Here is a 14,945-nt window from a genome sequence, read left to right as displayed (position 1 = left end):
GTCAACGCGGTGTTGGGAAAGGTCAAACCGGGTTGGGTCTTGCGGTAGAGCGATGAGGCGGCCATCTGCGTGCGGGACGGGGCGAATGCCCCGACCCGCCTAGAGATGAAGTCACAGCATTCGTGAGTGGGAACACATCCTATGAAAACGCTGCGCGACTACCTATTGCTGATCGGGCTTGGGCTGTGCTCGCCGGTACTGCCGGCGATGACTGATATCGAACTCAGCAGTCTGGCCCAGCAGGGCAAGCACCATGAGTTGATTTCCGCACTGGCTCCGCTCGTCAAGGAGGGGCAGGAGGTTTCCAGCTTCCGCTTGATGATGCTGAGTGGTGCCTATTATCAGGTCGGCAGCTACCAGCGTGCCGGCAGCGCGCTCGCATTGCTCGAACAACGGCTCGCGACCGGCGATACGTCCGCCTTTGGCGGTGATCTCTCGATCTATCCGGAGATTATCCGTAGTGCCGTGGCCCTCGACCAAGGGTTGTACGATGAAGCGATCCGTCGGGCCAACTCGGCCCTGACCCGCCTCAAGAAGGATCAGAACTTCTATCGCTATCAGCAGGTCCAGTTGAGCGGCATCCTGGGCGTCGCCCAGGCATTGACCGGAAAGCACAAGGAGGCCGAACGCAGCATCGCGCAAATCCGTGCGGTCGATCTCAAGCTGAGCAATCTCGGCCCGGAAAAGTTCACCGCCATCGCGCGCATCCAGATGGCGCTCAATGACTTCCCGGGGGCCTTGCGCAGCATCACCGATCCGGCCGCGGCTGTCAGCCCGCAGCTCACCGCACACTACGACCCCACCTTTCAGGACCTGCCGCGTTTTTTCATTCGCACCAAGGGCCTGTTCGAAACCGGTCAGACCGCAGCGGCGAAACGCGGTTATGACGAACTGCTCCAGCATCCACAGCTCACCCAGTTCGGTACAGTCTACTGGATCGTGCTCTATGACCGGGCGCGCATCGCCGTCGCCGACGGCGATCTGGACCGGGCGACGGAGCTGCTCAAGAAGGCCATCGAAGTCATCGAACAACGGCGCTCGACCATCGCCTCCGAGGCCGGTCGCATCGGTTTCGTCGGGGACAAGCAGGCCGTCTATGGCCAACTGGTGAGCATCCTGATCCGCCAGGGGTTGACCGCGCAGCCGCTGGCGGTCGTCGAGCGCGCCAAGTCCCGGGCTCTGGTGGACCTGCTGGCCGCCAAGACCGATTTTGCCGGCCCGGGAGCCGATTCGGGACCGGTTCGCCAGGCGCTCACCGACATCAATGCAACGGACCTGGCCTTGTTGGAAAAACAGGCCCCAAGGGCCGGCGACTCCGACCCCCAGCAGCGAAACCTGGGCCTCGCCCAACAGCAACTGAGCCAGGCCGCTCCGGAATTGGCGACGCTGGTCCGCGTCGGCAACACGCCGGTCGCTGAGATTGCCTCACTGTTACCGGCCGGCACGGTGCTCGTCGAGTACTATTATTTTGGCGACGAGTGCTATGCCTTCGTCGTGAAAGAGGGCCAGGTACAGGCCGTCAGGCTTACCGGACGCGGGCTGGAACAGGATGTATTGGGGCTACGCAAGGCCATCGCCGCGGGGGAGGGCACGGCCTGGCAAGCGGTGGCCGAGCGTCTTTATGCCCGGCTCTGGCAACCGCTGGAGACGCTGCTGGGTGCGCCGCGGCGGGTGCTGGTGGTCGCCCACGGGGTACTGCACTACCTGCCCTTTGCCGCTTTGCGGGCAAGCGACGGGACTCAGCTCGTGGATCACTATGCCCTGTACTTTCTGCCCAGCACCTCGGTGCTCAAATTCCTGCCGTCCGCGCCGGTCGGCACCCAGGCCTCATTGCTGGCCCTGGGCAACCCCGATCTTGGCGATCCGCAATTGGACCTGTCATTCGCGGGCGAGGAGGCAAGCGCGGTGAGCAAGCGGTTTGCCGAGGCCCGCTTGCTGTTGCGGCAAGAGGCCTCCGAAACCAATTTCCGCAAGCTCGCGCCTGCTTACCAACGGATTCACATTGCCAGCCACGGTCGTTTTGAGGCCGACGCCCCCCTGGCCTCGGGGCTCTATCTCGCCAAGGATGCGCAGAACGATGGTGTGCTCACCGTCGGCGAGCTCTATTCAATCCGTCTGAATGCGGACCTGGTCACCCTGTCGGCCTGTGAGCCGGGCCTGGGGAAGATTACCAATGGTGACGATGTCGTCGGCCTTGGCCGGGGCCTTCTGTATGCCGGTGCGCACTCGATCGTCGCCAGTTTGTGGGAGGTGGACGATCAGGCCACCGCCGAGCTGATGTTGGCCTTCTACGCGGGTCTCGCCGAAACCGACAAGGCGCAGGCCCTGCGCCAGGCACAATTGGCCACCAGGAACCACTTCCCCCACCCGCTATATTGGGCGGCGTTCCAGTTGATCGGTAAGGCAGACTGAGCCCCTGAGTGACGGCGCCAGGTGCCTTATACCCGGCTCCACCCTATCATGCGTGCGCACCGGAAATCGGCCGTTACGCGACCACCTCGCCGTCGGTCAGGAAGCCCCGCAGCTCACGGTGAAAGCGCTCCGGCCACTCGATCATCGGCATGTGCCCGCAGTCGGCGAACATCACGGTACGGCAATCCTTGAGGCGCACGGCCAGGGCCGCGACCCCGTCGGCGGGCATGACAAGATCGTGGTCGCCGCTGAGCAACAGGACGGGGGCGATGATCTTGGCGAGCACGGACGCGAAGGTGGGGCTGGCCGCTTCGATTGCGACCTCCATGGCGGAGAGCGGGTCCGTGTTCAGGAACTCACGCACGCCCTCGCTGACCACCGCATCGTCCGCGGGCAGTTGCCGCAGGAAGGGCCCCGCAATGGCCCGGCTCATCGTCGGCTCGCCGCTCATCCAGTCGAGCCAGGGCTGCCAGGGCCCGGGCCAAGGCCTCATCAGGGCAAACCAGGGCCGCCACCACGGCAGGGTCATATTCATGTAAGCGTGGGTCTGAGTCAGCGCCTGTTGCTCCAGGTCACTGCGGGCGGCGCCCATGCTGCTCAACACGACCCGGCGCACGCGCGCCGGCCACTGGGCGGCGATGGCGACCGCGACGGCCGCCCCGTAGGAGTGTCCGACCAGGTCGAACCGTTCAAGCCCCGACTGGTCGGCAAAGTCCATGACCAGCCGCGCCAGGCCCTCGGTGGTGAGCTGATCCCGACGAGGCGGCGTCTCACCGTGACCGGGCAGGTCGATGGCGTTGACATTGCGGATATCCGCCAGCGAGTTCAGGGTGTCTTGCCAGTGGCTGGAGGCGCCGCGCCAGCCGTGGATCAGGATCAGTGGGGTGCCGCTCCCCGTCTGGCGGTAGGCCAGGGGGCCGCAGGGCAGAGTCATGCGTTGCAGTGGGGTGAGTTCCATGAATATCCGGTGTGGTTTGAGGTGGTCTGGCGCCGCGCCCTGGGACCAGAAAAGGCCCGCCCGCGGCGGTCGCAAGGCGCGACCGCCGCGGGGAGGTTGCGGGCTCAGTGTCCCGCTGGATAAGGGGCCGTGTACTTGGTGGTGGTAAAGACCGCGAACTGCGCCCCCTCGCGCCAGGCATCCGCCGCCAGGCCGGCCTTGCGAGCCAGGTAGGACAGGGTCTCCTCCCGCGTCCACCCCTGCTCCGTCGCGACCTCCGGCAGGAACAGCGCCCGGCGCCCGCCCTTGCTCAGGATGATGCCGTGCTCCCCGACTCTGAACTCCTCCCAGGAGGCGATGGGCCGCGGTGGGGTCAGTACACTGACCTCCACCTCCAGGCCGGCGAGTTCGGACGGTCTCACCGGGTTGAAGCGCGGGTCGCGGCGCGCGGCATTGTCACTGTTGTCCATGATCGCACGATATAGGGGCTCAATGGGTTCGATCGTGCCGATACAACCACGCAGTTCAGCATGGCTCTTGAGTGTGACAAAGGCACCGGCGGGCGCCTTCAGGTGGCCCGGCAGGGCGGCAACGGCCTCGCGGGTGGCCGCCTCGCGCTCCGCTGAAGGACCGAGCACGGCGCTGTCCAGTGAGAGGATAGCAAGCCGGTGCAAGGCCTTGAGGTCAGACTCCGACAGCGCGCCGGCTGGGGGAGCGCCGGCTGGGGGAGCGGCGGCCGGTACCGCGTCGGGCCTGGTGGTGGCCGCCGACAGCGGCGCCGGATCGGTGACCGAGAGGGCCGCATAGCTCACCGAGTTTTCATAGTCGCCGTTCAGTGCCCCGCTGGTCGTATAGGCCACGCGCTCCACCCGCGCCCGCGGCCCCAACAGGCGCAGCAGGATGTCGATCGGTCGATAGCCGCAGATGGTGGTCCCGGTCTGCCCCTGATAGGCGAGGAAACCCGCCGCATCCTTGTCCATGATGCGCGCGATGGCGCCCTCGTCGAGTTCCTTCAGTCGCGCGGGGGTGCGCCCATCCAGGAGGAAAGGCCGGTAGTCGAAGCGCGGCCCATAGTGGGTGAAGTCGCTGGAGACAACCACCAGTGTATCGTCGTCCGCCAGTGGGCGAAGCAGCTCGGCGGCGGCACGGTCGTCATCGCCGATCAACTGTCCGACCAGGACCGGTACCAGACGCCAACCGGGCGCCAGGGCGCGTTGCAGCAGCGGGAGTTGGATCTCGATGCTGTGTTCTTGGGCCTGGGCATCGGCGTCCGCACGCACCAGCGGCGAGGCGCGCAGTCGCTTGATCGCCTCCAGGTCCAAGGGCACGTCGCCCAAGGGGGTGCGGTAGGCATCCACCGCATCGACCGACAGGCCGCGAAAGCCGCTATAGTGCGAGGGCGCGAGCACCAGCACCCGCCGATAGGACCGGCCCTTGACCAAGGAATAGCCCTCAGCCGCGGTCGGTCCGCTGAAGACATAGCCCGCGTGGGGGACGATCAGCGCACGGATGGCCCCGGCCGAGGCGCTCCCGCGGGCGGCGGACAGGAAGCCATCCACCTGCGCCTTGAGTGCCGCCGCGTCCGCGGGGTACCAGGCCCCGGCCAGGGCGCTCGCACGCAAGCTCCCGGCCGCGTGGGATGTCACCGCCACGCAGGCCAGCCCGAGCGCCGGCAAAAGCCGGCCCATTGCCGCAATCAGATCGAGTTCCATGGTGGTCTCCTCAGCCGGCCAAGTGGTGGGGTCGATAGAAATCCGCTGCGCACAGCGCCCGCTCGCGCGGCCCGGCGGCCGGAGCGGATTGGCGGCCCACGGTCGCCGCCGCCAGGCCCCAGGCCCCGAGCAGGCTGGCGCAGCCGCCGAGGAAGCGCCGCCGCAACCGACCGCTGGCCGGCAGCTTCTGATCGCTACTGCATGTGCTTTCATTCACGTTCATATGCAGACCTCTTCATTGTTCGTCGACAGACTGGCACCGACGGGCTTGATCACAATTGCGGCCATCGCCCTTGCGGCAACCCGTCGCGGCCGGGGGGCCGCTCCTACCACACCCCCGGGATCGGCTCATCACAGGTTGGGCAACGCCCCTGCGCCGTCAGCGCGTTATGGGTGATCACAAAGCCGCTGCGCCCGATCAGCAGGGTGCCGTCGCGCGGGCAGTAGGTGGAGTTTCCCTCATCGCCCATGACGTTGCCGATGTAGACATAGTTTAGACCGGCCTCCCGCGCCGCGCTGCGGGCGGTCCGCAGGGTCTCGGTCGGGGTCGGCGGCAGGTTGCGCATCCGGTATTCGGGATGGAAACGGCTCAAGTGTAACGGGGTGTCCGCCCCCAGCTCGGCGACGATCCAGCGGGCCATGCGCCGGATCATGGCCAGGTCATCGTTGAGCGTCGGGATCACCAGGTTGGTCAACTCGGTCCAGACCCCCTCCTCCCGAAACGTCACCAGTGCATCGAGCACCGGCTTGAGTGTGGCGCCGTTGACCCGCCGATAAAAGCCGTCGTCGAAGGCCTTGAGATCCGCGTTGGTGGCGTCCAGCACCCGGCAGAGACGGCGCAGCGGCGCCCGGTTGATATAGGCGGCGGTCACGAAGACATTCGTGAGGCCCTGCGCATGGGCCAGTGCGGCAGTATCCTCCACATATTCGTACCAGACGATCGGGTCCGAATAGGTATAGGCGAGTGATCGGCAACCTTCACGCTGGGCCGCCGCCACCAGCTCCGCCGGGTCGGCGCGGTAGACCTCCTCCATTTCCTCCCCGCCGCGTTGGGAGAGCTGCCAGTTCTGGCAGTTCAGACAGTGCAGGTTACACCCGGCGGTGGCGAGCGAAAACACCGAGGAACCTGGGTGGAAGTGATAGAGGGGCTTCTTCTCCATCGGGTCCACATGGATGGCGGAGGGCCGGCCATAGGTGGTGGCGCGCAGCCGCCCGCCCAGGTTGACGCGGACCCGGCAGTCCCCCGCCGCCCCTTCGGGGATGACGCAGGCATGGGGACAGAGTTCGCAGGTGACGGTGCTCACGGGGGATGCCCACCCGTCTCGTCCGGGGTGGACGGGCGGTACCAGGCGGCCTCCCGGTCGCGCAGCTCCCCGGACTCGATCCGCCGCGTCACGGCCTGGGTATCGATCACCCGATACCCGCCGCCAGTATGGGCAGTCAGACGCAGGGCCTGGTCCAGGTACAGTGCGATCAGCACCCCGGACAACGCGAGACAGCCCAAGAAGCGCAACTCGCGGGTCTGCCGGCGTCTCATCGGCATGTTCATCAAAGTCTCTCGATCATCGTGATGGCCGGCGACCAACCTGGGTATCCAGTCCCGACCGGCAGCGCTGACAACGGATGCAGTCCAGGTCGTACTCACCCTTGACCCCCAGGTCACAGTGGCTGAAGCGCCGCGGCGGGGCCAGGCGCTGCAACAGGGCGAGCTTGTTGCCCAGCGCGAGGAAGGCACCCAGGGGACAGAGGTAGCGACACCAGAACCGATAATAGACCAGGGAGGCGGCCAGCACCGCGCTGGTGAGCCCCAACATCCACCCCCCGAACCGGCTGCCGAAACAGTGCTGCATAGGATTGAAGGTCGCCCAGGCGCTCTCACCCGTGGTCCAGACCAGGACCAGGAGCACGGCCAGCAGCAGGAACTTGAGAGAGCGGGCCGCCTGCTCCAGTGACCGCTCAGGGTAGCTGCGAAGCCCCAGCCGCCGCCCCAGATGGGAGGCGAACTCCTGGAGTGCGCCGAAGGGGCACAGATAGCCGCACCAGACCTGCCCGAACAGGAGCGAGCTTACCGCAATGAAGCCGAGCAGGAGCAGGCGCTGGGGGTTGCCGAGCAGTGTTGCGACCTGGCCCTGGCTCAATTGGACCAGGTCCAGCTCGGTGACCGGTGCATTGAGCCAGACCCCCAACACCAACAGGGTGAGCGCCTGGAAGAGCAGCCGCGCTCGCTCGCCCCCGAACAGATAGACCGGGAAGCAGAGGATCAACAGCAGACCCGTGGCATAGAGCCCCCAATCCGGCCCACCCTGAGCCCCCGCCGCCGCGGGCGGCACGGCCTGACCGAAGGCGGCCGCGGTCCCGCGGCGGGCGGCGCTATTGATGGTCGCGAGGACCGCCCGGCTGGTCAGGGTCGCCCCGCTGAGCCCATCGACCCGTTCCAGTGAGAGCGGCGCCCGCGACAGATCGGTACCGCGCAACCCCAAGAGCCAGGTCTCGATCCCGGCAATGTAGGACGGCGTCTCCCGGGAGCCCAGATACTGCACCCCGCGCAGCGCCCCGTCGCGCCCGATCGCGAGCAGCAGCTCGATCGGCCCGGCAAAGCCGGTGGCCCCAGGCCCCGTCGCGGCACTCGCCAGGGTCACAGTCTGCGGCTCGGACTCGCCCCCATGACGACCAAGATAGTGGACGAATGGGAGCTGCGCCAAGGTGAATCCCACCGAGCCGCTGACCTGCGCCAGTCGCTCCGGGTCGAAACGCACCTGCGGCGCAGGGGCGGTCTGCCACGGCGACACGGACCAGGCATAGACCAGCAGGAGACCATAGACAAGCCCCCAACCCAGCCCGGGCCAAGGAAAGGATGGGACTCCCCGCCCGCGCGGCCCCGCCGCAGACGGCGACATCAGGCACGCAACCCCCAAAGGAATCAGGGCCAGGACCGCAGCCAGCGCGAGGACCCGGCAGGTCGCGTCCACCCCCAAGAGCGGCACCATCAGTGCCCCGGTGACGAGCCCGCCCAGTGCCCCGCCCAGACTGTCCGCCGCCATCGCCAAGGCCCCGCTGCGCAGCGCCGACCCGTCCTGGTCTTGGCCGAAACCAACGCACAGTGTAAAACCGGCCCCGGCCAGCCACCCGAGGACCAGGGTGAGCGCCAGATAGCCCGCCTCCCGGGCGCCATCAACCAGGGACGCCAGCCCGTCCAAGATCAAGGGTAGCAGGAGCAGGCCTGCGGCGACGGCGGCCATCTGCCCCAGCAGGGCCAACCCCGCCCGCGGACCGGCCGCCAGTGGTCGGACCGCACCGCCGCCCAAGGCAAGCCCCGCCATGAAGAGCCCATTGAACAGGGCAATGCGTTCAAAGACCAGCCCCACCTGGGCCTGATAGCTGAACAGAAGTGCGAGCTGTCCAGCCATGACGATGAACCCCAGAACCGCCAGCGCGAAGACGCCAGCGCCGCGGCGCGGCGCCGGCCGTCCCCCGCCCTCCAGCCCCGCGCGCACCAGCCAGAGCACCACGAACAGCAGGGGTGGGACCAGGTACGGCCAGGGTCCGAGCCGTTGCAGGCGCTCCAGGGCGTCGACCAGGCCCGAGCCGCTGAACTGCCCCCACAGGACCATATTGAGGTAGTAGGTCAGCGGCTGGGCATCCGTATTGATCCCGGCCTTGGTGCGGATATCGCCCAGCCTGGCATGCAGGAAGGCGACCTCCTGCGCCGGCAGCAGGGTCGCGAAGGTCCCGGGCGGCAGACGGTGCTCCGGCAGCCCGGCCGCCAGATAGCGGCGCTTAAGCTCCGCCGGGTCCTCGGTCAAGCGCGCCGGGGGGTCACCAGCGCAGAGGACCAATGGGTTGCCGGGGACCAGGACAACGGTGGCAAAGACCGAGCGCAGCGTCCGATCGAGCGAGCCGGCATAGCCCCCGACGGCGCGCCCCACATAGTTGGAGGCGGCACTCACCTGGGTGCAGAAGACCCCGCCCGGGGCGAGATGGGCGCGCGCCAAGACGAAGGCCTCGCGGGTGAATAGCCGGTTACCGGCCGCAGTTGCGGGGGTCGCATCCAGTGACAGGATCAGGTCATAGCTGAGCGCGAGGCGGCGCAGAAAGCCCCGGCTATCGCCAAAATGCAGGGTGAGATGCGGATCGGTCAGGGCCGCGCGGTCGGCCGCCGCCAGGAAGGGGCGCACCCGCGCGAACGCCACCGAATCTTGCTCCACCTGATCGACGCGTTCCAGCGGATAGCGCAAAAGCGCTGCCGCCAGTCCGCCCGCATAGCCGCCCAGGACCAGTACGCGCCCGCTAGTCGGGGGCCGCAGCGGGGCCTGGGCGAGGAAATAGGCCGCTTGACGTTCCACCTCCAGCGGTAACGGGAAGCTCTGCTGGACCTGGCCATCCGCCACCACCGAGGTCTGTTGCCCCCGGCGGGCAACCGCCACATGACCATAGGGTGTGTCGACCGAGTCCAGGAGTTCCATCCCCGGCTGCAGGCTCGCGAAGCGCCACTGCTCCAGGCGCAGTTCCAGTGGCCGGGCAATGGGCGGCAGGACCGCCAAGAGGCCGGTGATGGCCAGTATCCAGGGTACCCAGGGTAGCCGAGGCTCAGGCGCCGCACAGATGCCCGGCGCTCCCGGGCGCGGTAGTGACCCGGCGGTCAGGGCCAGGACCGCAGTCACCAGACCCAGGGCCGCGACCGGCCCCAGCCAACGGATCAGGACGAAGGTGAACACCACCCCGCCCAGGAGTGCCCCGAGTGCGTCCGCCACATAGGCGCGCGCCACCGGGGCCACGGCGCCGCCGGGACCGGCGCACTCGATCGCGAGTGCCCGACACGTCAGCGCAAAGGCGAGCCCGAACAGCACCCCGCCGGGCAGATTCACCAGGGTCAGGGTCAGAAACAGGTCACCCAGGGGCACCCACTCACTGGCGGAGACGTCCAGCAGCCAACGCACCGAGCGCAGGCCCAGCACCTGGACGCACAGCACCAGGGGCAAGCCGCACAATATCAGGCGCAGTGCCGCGACGGCCGCAGGCGGCGAGGTCCAAGGCTCCCCCCAGCGCCGCTCCCAGCTCAGAGCCGCCGCCGCGCCTGCCCCCAACCACAGCAGCCAACTCCCGTAGAAGGCCCCCAGGCTCACCTCGTTACCGTAGAAGACCACCAGCGCCTCGCGGATCAACACCGCCTGGGCGATCTGGGCAAAGGCGCCCAGCACGAGGATGGCCAACAGTGGACTGAGTGGGCGTGGCACGGTCGGGGTTCGTCAGGGATTGGGGGTTAGATTCGCATTCAATGCCGGACGGGGCATCCGCCGGCCTTGGTCATAATCCCGGCCGCCGTGCTAGCCGCGAGGCCGCTGGTCCGCACAGCGGACCCTACGGATCGCAGCCTTACCGTAGGGTCCGCTGCGCGGACCGATCGCCGCTGGCCGGAGTTATGATCAAGGCCCATTCGCCCCATCCGGAACCTCGGTTCACACCAACGCTCGCCGACGCAATAAATGCGCGGGCCGGGGCAAATGTCCCGGCCCGCCGCCTTCGTTCAAAACGTGACGCTAAGCTTGGCACCCACGGCGAAGGCATCGGGGATGGTGCCGGTCCCGGTGGGCCTGACGATGTATTGAAGGTCCGGCTGGAAGCTGATCCCATGACCCAGGACGAACTGGTGGTTCAGCTCGATAACCGCCTCATAGCTCCTGGTGCGCTGCCCGGTGGCCCGCAGTCCCTGATTATAGGAGTGGCCATACCAGCCGGTGGTGAACCCCAGCCCAGTGCGATCCTGGGGACGCGCGTTGAACAGACCCTGGTAGACCAGCCCGACGTTGTAATAGCTCGACATCGGATTGGCCTTGTCGGTCAGGCTGAAAACCAGTGCCCCGAAGGCCGAGAGACCCCGCGGGCTGCCGGGCGACTGGCGGTAGAGCATCTGGTCGGCCAGCAGCCAGATCATGGCGTCGCCGGTCACCGTGGCGTCGTTCGGTCCGATTGGATTCAGATTCTGGTAGCGACCGGTCAGATAGAAACCGCCGATCTTATAGACGCCCGGCAGGGCCTGAAGCGAATCGCGGTTGACGTGGTAATGGACCTCGCCGGCCAGGGTTGCGCCATTATCCCCCATCCCCCAGGAGGTACCGTGCGGATTGTGGCTGCGGCTCGCCGGGTTACCCTTCTTGAACTCCGGGTCGCCGTCATAGACCGCGGCCTGGATGGTCCATACCCGGGACGGCGTATCATAGCGCACCCGCGCGCCCCACGTGGCGAGCGGATAGGCCGTGAAGGTGAAGGGGTTCTGGAGAAAGACCGGCTTGGGACTACCGCAGAATGAGTTGTTGACGAACTGACAATAGAGATCGGAACGTAGGAAATCATCGTTGGCGATCAGCCGACCGTAGGCCAGGTCCAGCCGGTCATTCAGGAGCTTGGTGGTGAACTGCACATTAGCCAGTTTGACATTCTGGCCGCCGTAGAGTTCCTGGACCGTGAAGGTATTGCCGCCAAAAGACGGGGCTATGAAGCGCGATGACACACTGTCACCATCACGCTTCGACCCCTTTACCAGCAGGGTCGTGTTGGGGATACCCAGGAGCCGTTGCAGGTCGAAGGTGACGTCCAACGCGATGTTGTCGGCATAGGTCCCGCCGCGTACCTGACCGCCGGAGACATTGCCGAGCGACTCCGTCGTGTAGTTCAGGTTGAAAGAAAAACCCCGCTGTTTCCAGCGATCGCGGACCCCACTCCAACTCCCGGTAAGGAAGTCGCTAGTCGGGAACGCGGTCGTCGCGCTCGTCGGGGCCGCCGCAGCGAGCGGCGCCGCGCCGAGTCCGGCGACAAGCAAAGGCACGACGAGACGGACAAGGGGGCCTTGGGTCATGATCCGATCGCTCCTGATGGGCACGTCTGGACAGGGTTAGCGGGAGACAGCGGTCCGTCGCACGGGGCCGCGCTGTGACAAGGTCAGGCCCGACTCGGCCGGCCTGCCAACGCGATGTCCAGCATGACCGCAGGCCGGGATTTGTTCAACCTCCAGCGGCCAAGAACCGCCCCATAGATTCCCTCAATGGCCCAGCTCGCATGCATTGACGTCGGTCGAGATTGCCGATGGGGGCACGCTGCGGTACGCCTTCAATCATGCGTGCGACCGCCAAAGCTTGAGCTCCGGAATGCGGCCCAGCTCAAGCAGGTGGGTACGCCCCCCGCGCACCTGTGCGCAGCCGGCCAGCGGTCGGGATGACTCCACAGCTGAATGCCTCGTATGTAAAGTTCCCTTAACGCAGCGCGACCCCAGAGAGCAGCGACATATTTTTTCACCGAACCTTGACGAGTTGTGATGCATGTACTAGCCTAAACCGGAAATGCACGATGATAGCAAACGAGGGACGCGCGAGAATCTGAGCTCAATAAAAACCACGATGGAGTCTATTTTGGGGGATAATGCATCTGCAAATTTAAAGATGCCTTTCATTCCCCATATCCACATGAGTTTGTGCGTGGCAGCGTCGATAAATCAAGAACGAAGAAGATGGGGTGGCGGCGGCCGGAATAGTCCTGGAGCGAGTCGGCACCATGGCTTATTGGGAAGTAAACTGGCGTCAATGGTGGCAGCACATTCGGCAAGAAAGAAAAAGAAAAATGGCCGGCGTGTCCTGCAAGCGAAATAAGGGGCAGTGAGCGACTCTTTTGAATTCGTGTTCGTGACCTCAATGACGGTGCAGTGCTGGCCGGCACGTTCATCAAGGGCCTGCAAGGTGATAGGAGACCGACCCCGTTTTATTACTGATGCTGCCAATGCCGGCATCCGCTCGTAATTAAACTTGGGCTGCCCCGGTTTCCTCTATCTCCTGGCCCCGATTTCCTATGGCTGTCGTCCGATTACCGCAACACGCAATAGACGAAGAGGCAGTATTATGGCTCACGCAGAGAATCCCCAGCGACTCGGACTCGCCCTCTCGGGCGGCGGCTTGCGCGCATCCTTCTACCACATCGGCGTCCTGGCGCAGATGGCCGAGCAGGGACTGTTGCGCCATGTGGAAGCACTTTCCACGGTGTCGGGCGGCTCCATCATCGGGGCGCTGTATTACCTGCATGTCAAGAAGCTGCTGGAAACCAAGACGGACGAACAGATCGTCGACCAAGACTATGTGGACATCGTCAAGGCGATCGAGCAGGCGTTCCTGAAGGCGACGGAAAACAACATCCGCACGGCGGTCTACGCCGACTTCAGGGCCAACTTAAAGATGCTCTCGTTGAGCTACTCGCGCAGCGACCTCATCGCCGACTACTACGAGCGGTGGATTTACCGGGGGGTCCTGAGCGATGACGCAAACCCCATCCGTATGCAAGACTTGAAAATCCTGCCGCGCGTCGCTCAAGGGACGCTGGCGGGGTTTCGGCCGAAGACCGGCAACGCCGACCGCCAGGCGAAGGTTCCCATGCTGGTGATCAATGCCACCACGTTAAACACGGGACGCGGCTGGGAATTCACCGCCGTTTCCATGGGCGAGCCGACCCCGCGCGAGTCGGACGCCACGGGGATCGCCGCGACGTTCCGCGAATTCCGCAGCCTCATCGACAAGAAGCCGCTACGGCTGGTTTGGGCGGATTCTTACGGTGACATGATTCCCCTCCAACAAGACTTCTCCATGGCGCATGCCGTGGCGGCCTCGGCCTGCGTGCCGGGCTTGTTCGATCCGCTGGCCGTCAGCGGGCTGTACCGCAACGATGGCAAGGAGGTGCGGGTGCAGTTGGTCGATGGCGGGGTATTCGACAACCAAGGCGTCGAGGGTTTGGTAGACAACGGCTGCACCTGCTTCGTCGTCAGCGACGCCTCGGGGCAGATGGGAACCGAGAACGACCCCAGTACGAGCAAGGCCCGGGTGCTGGCCCGCACCAGCAGTATCTTGCAGGACCGCAGCCGGACCAAGGGTCTGCTGACCCTGTTCGCGTCGGTTGGCAAGAAGAATGTCGCCTTTTTCCATCTGCGGCAAGGCTTGGGCGTGCGCGAAGCCTTTTGGATAGACCGCGATGGAAAGCAGGCGCCCGATCACATAATCAGTGTCACAACGGGCGAGTTCGGTTTTGACCCGCGGGTGCAAGACTGCCTGTCCAGAATACGCACCGATTTGGACGCTTTCACCGAGGTCGAAGCCTATTCCTTGATGCTCAACGGCTATAAGATGAGCAAGCGCCACTTGGAGACGCTCCGCAAGGAATCGGACTGCCCGGGGGTGCGGGATGCCAAGGCGGTCTCTGGGGGCGGTTGGGATTTCCTCGCCATCGAGAAATGGGCGCAGGACCCCACCGAGGATTATCTGTGCCAGCTTCACGCGGCCCAAGCGGCCTTCGGCAAGATATTGATGCTCTCACCTGGGCTCTGGATCCCGTTCGTCGCGGCGATCGTCTTACCGTTGTGGCTACTGTGGCCGCAAGCCGTCGCCTTGCTGACCAGTACCATCGTCCTGGGTGCGATCCTAATCGGCTTGGGGTTGTGGCTGATCGATAGCGTGCTGGCCTACTTGCTCAAGCTGCATCCTGCCCTGGAGTTTGTGCGCACACCGGTATACCTCGCCAAATCCGCGCTGCAGGTAGCCGCCCGGACGGTCGGCTCGGTGCCGCTATGGCTCTATCTCAAGTTTATCAACCCCTTGTTTCTCAAGCGCGGTCGCCTGAGCAACCTGAAATGGAGTCCCGGCGAGCAGCAGGGGTAAATGGGGCGCAAGTGGGGAAGAGACCGCGGTTTCCCTCCGAGCCCCCGGCCCCGGCAGCAAAGAAGACAAATGGCCTCACCCGTCGGGACCCGGCTGGATTGATATTTCAAATTTCAACGCGATCCAAGCCATCGTATCAGCAGGCGTTCTTGGGACGGCGGCAACTGTAGACGCAAAAATACAGCAGGCCACAGCAGC

The 14,945-nt window shown here is 65.5% G+C and carries 9 protein-coding genes; 2 read left to right on the top strand and 7 right to left on the bottom strand.

The annotated features are described in order from the left end of the window. Positions 1-141: 141 nt before the first annotated feature. On the top strand, positions 142-2,412 hold the full coding sequence (locus tag QZY44_RS06975; protein ID WP_295444162.1) for a CHAT domain-containing protein: 2,271 nt from the start codon (positions 142-144) through the stop codon (positions 2,410-2,412). Between the two features lie 73 nt (positions 2,413-2,485). On the opposite strand, the gene QZY44_RS06970 is transcribed toward QZY44_RS06975, so the two are convergent. The 7 genes from QZY44_RS06970 to QZY44_RS06940 all read right to left on the bottom strand — a co-directional run bounded on the left by QZY44_RS06970 (position 2,486) and on the right by QZY44_RS06940 (position 11,914). Further along, a complete protein-coding gene (locus tag QZY44_RS06970; RefSeq protein ID WP_295444140.1) occupies positions 2,486-3,370 on the bottom strand; it encodes an alpha/beta hydrolase in 885 nt (294 codons plus the stop codon). Positions 3,371-3,474: 104 nt separating this feature from the next. After that, positions 3,475-5,061: an AmmeMemoRadiSam system protein B gene (amrB, locus tag QZY44_RS06965; RefSeq protein WP_295444137.1), complete on the bottom strand. Its 1,587-nt coding sequence runs from the start codon at positions 5,059-5,061 to the stop codon at positions 3,475-3,477. 10 nt (positions 5,062-5,071) lie between these two features. Then, complete coding sequence (locus QZY44_RS06960; protein ID WP_295444134.1) at positions 5,072-5,284, bottom strand: hypothetical protein; 213 nt, start codon at positions 5,282-5,284, stop codon at positions 5,072-5,074. Between the two features lie 103 nt (positions 5,285-5,387). Then, a complete protein-coding gene (gene amrS / locus QZY44_RS06955; protein WP_295444131.1) occupies positions 5,388-6,365 on the bottom strand; it encodes an AmmeMemoRadiSam system radical SAM enzyme in 978 nt (325 codons plus the stop codon). Then, positions 6,362-6,610 carry a hypothetical protein gene (locus QZY44_RS06950; RefSeq protein WP_295444128.1) on the bottom strand — a complete coding sequence of 83 codons (249 nt, stop codon included), beginning with the start codon at positions 6,608-6,610 and terminating at the stop codon, positions 6,362-6,364. Before QZY44_RS06950 ends, amrS begins: the two co-directional genes overlap by 4 nt. A gap of 13 nt (positions 6,611-6,623) precedes the next feature. Beyond that, on the bottom strand, positions 6,624-10,295 hold the full coding sequence (locus tag QZY44_RS06945; protein WP_295444125.1) for a 4Fe-4S binding protein: 3,672 nt from the start codon (positions 10,293-10,295) through the stop codon (positions 6,624-6,626). Between the two features lie 290 nt (positions 10,296-10,585). Continuing rightward, positions 10,586-11,914, bottom strand: coding sequence for a carbohydrate porin (locus QZY44_RS06940; protein ID WP_295444123.1), 1,329 nt, complete (start codon positions 11,912-11,914; stop codon positions 10,586-10,588). A 1,033-nt stretch (positions 11,915-12,947) separates the two neighbouring features. Here QZY44_RS06940 and QZY44_RS06935 point away from each other — a divergent pair. Beyond that, the gene (locus QZY44_RS06935) at positions 12,948-14,747 is read left to right on the top strand and encodes a patatin-like phospholipase family protein (protein WP_295444120.1); all 1,800 of its coding nucleotides are present in this window, start codon (positions 12,948-12,950) and stop codon (positions 14,745-14,747) included. The last annotated feature ends 198 nt before the right edge of the window (positions 14,748-14,945 follow it).

The organism is uncultured Thiodictyon sp. (genome assembly GCA_903837595.1).
GTDB lineage: Bacteria > Pseudomonadota > Gammaproteobacteria > Chromatiales > Chromatiaceae > Thiodictyon.
Note: the sequence above shows the minus strand (reverse complement) of the source record. Positions and strands in the feature narration are given on the sequence as shown.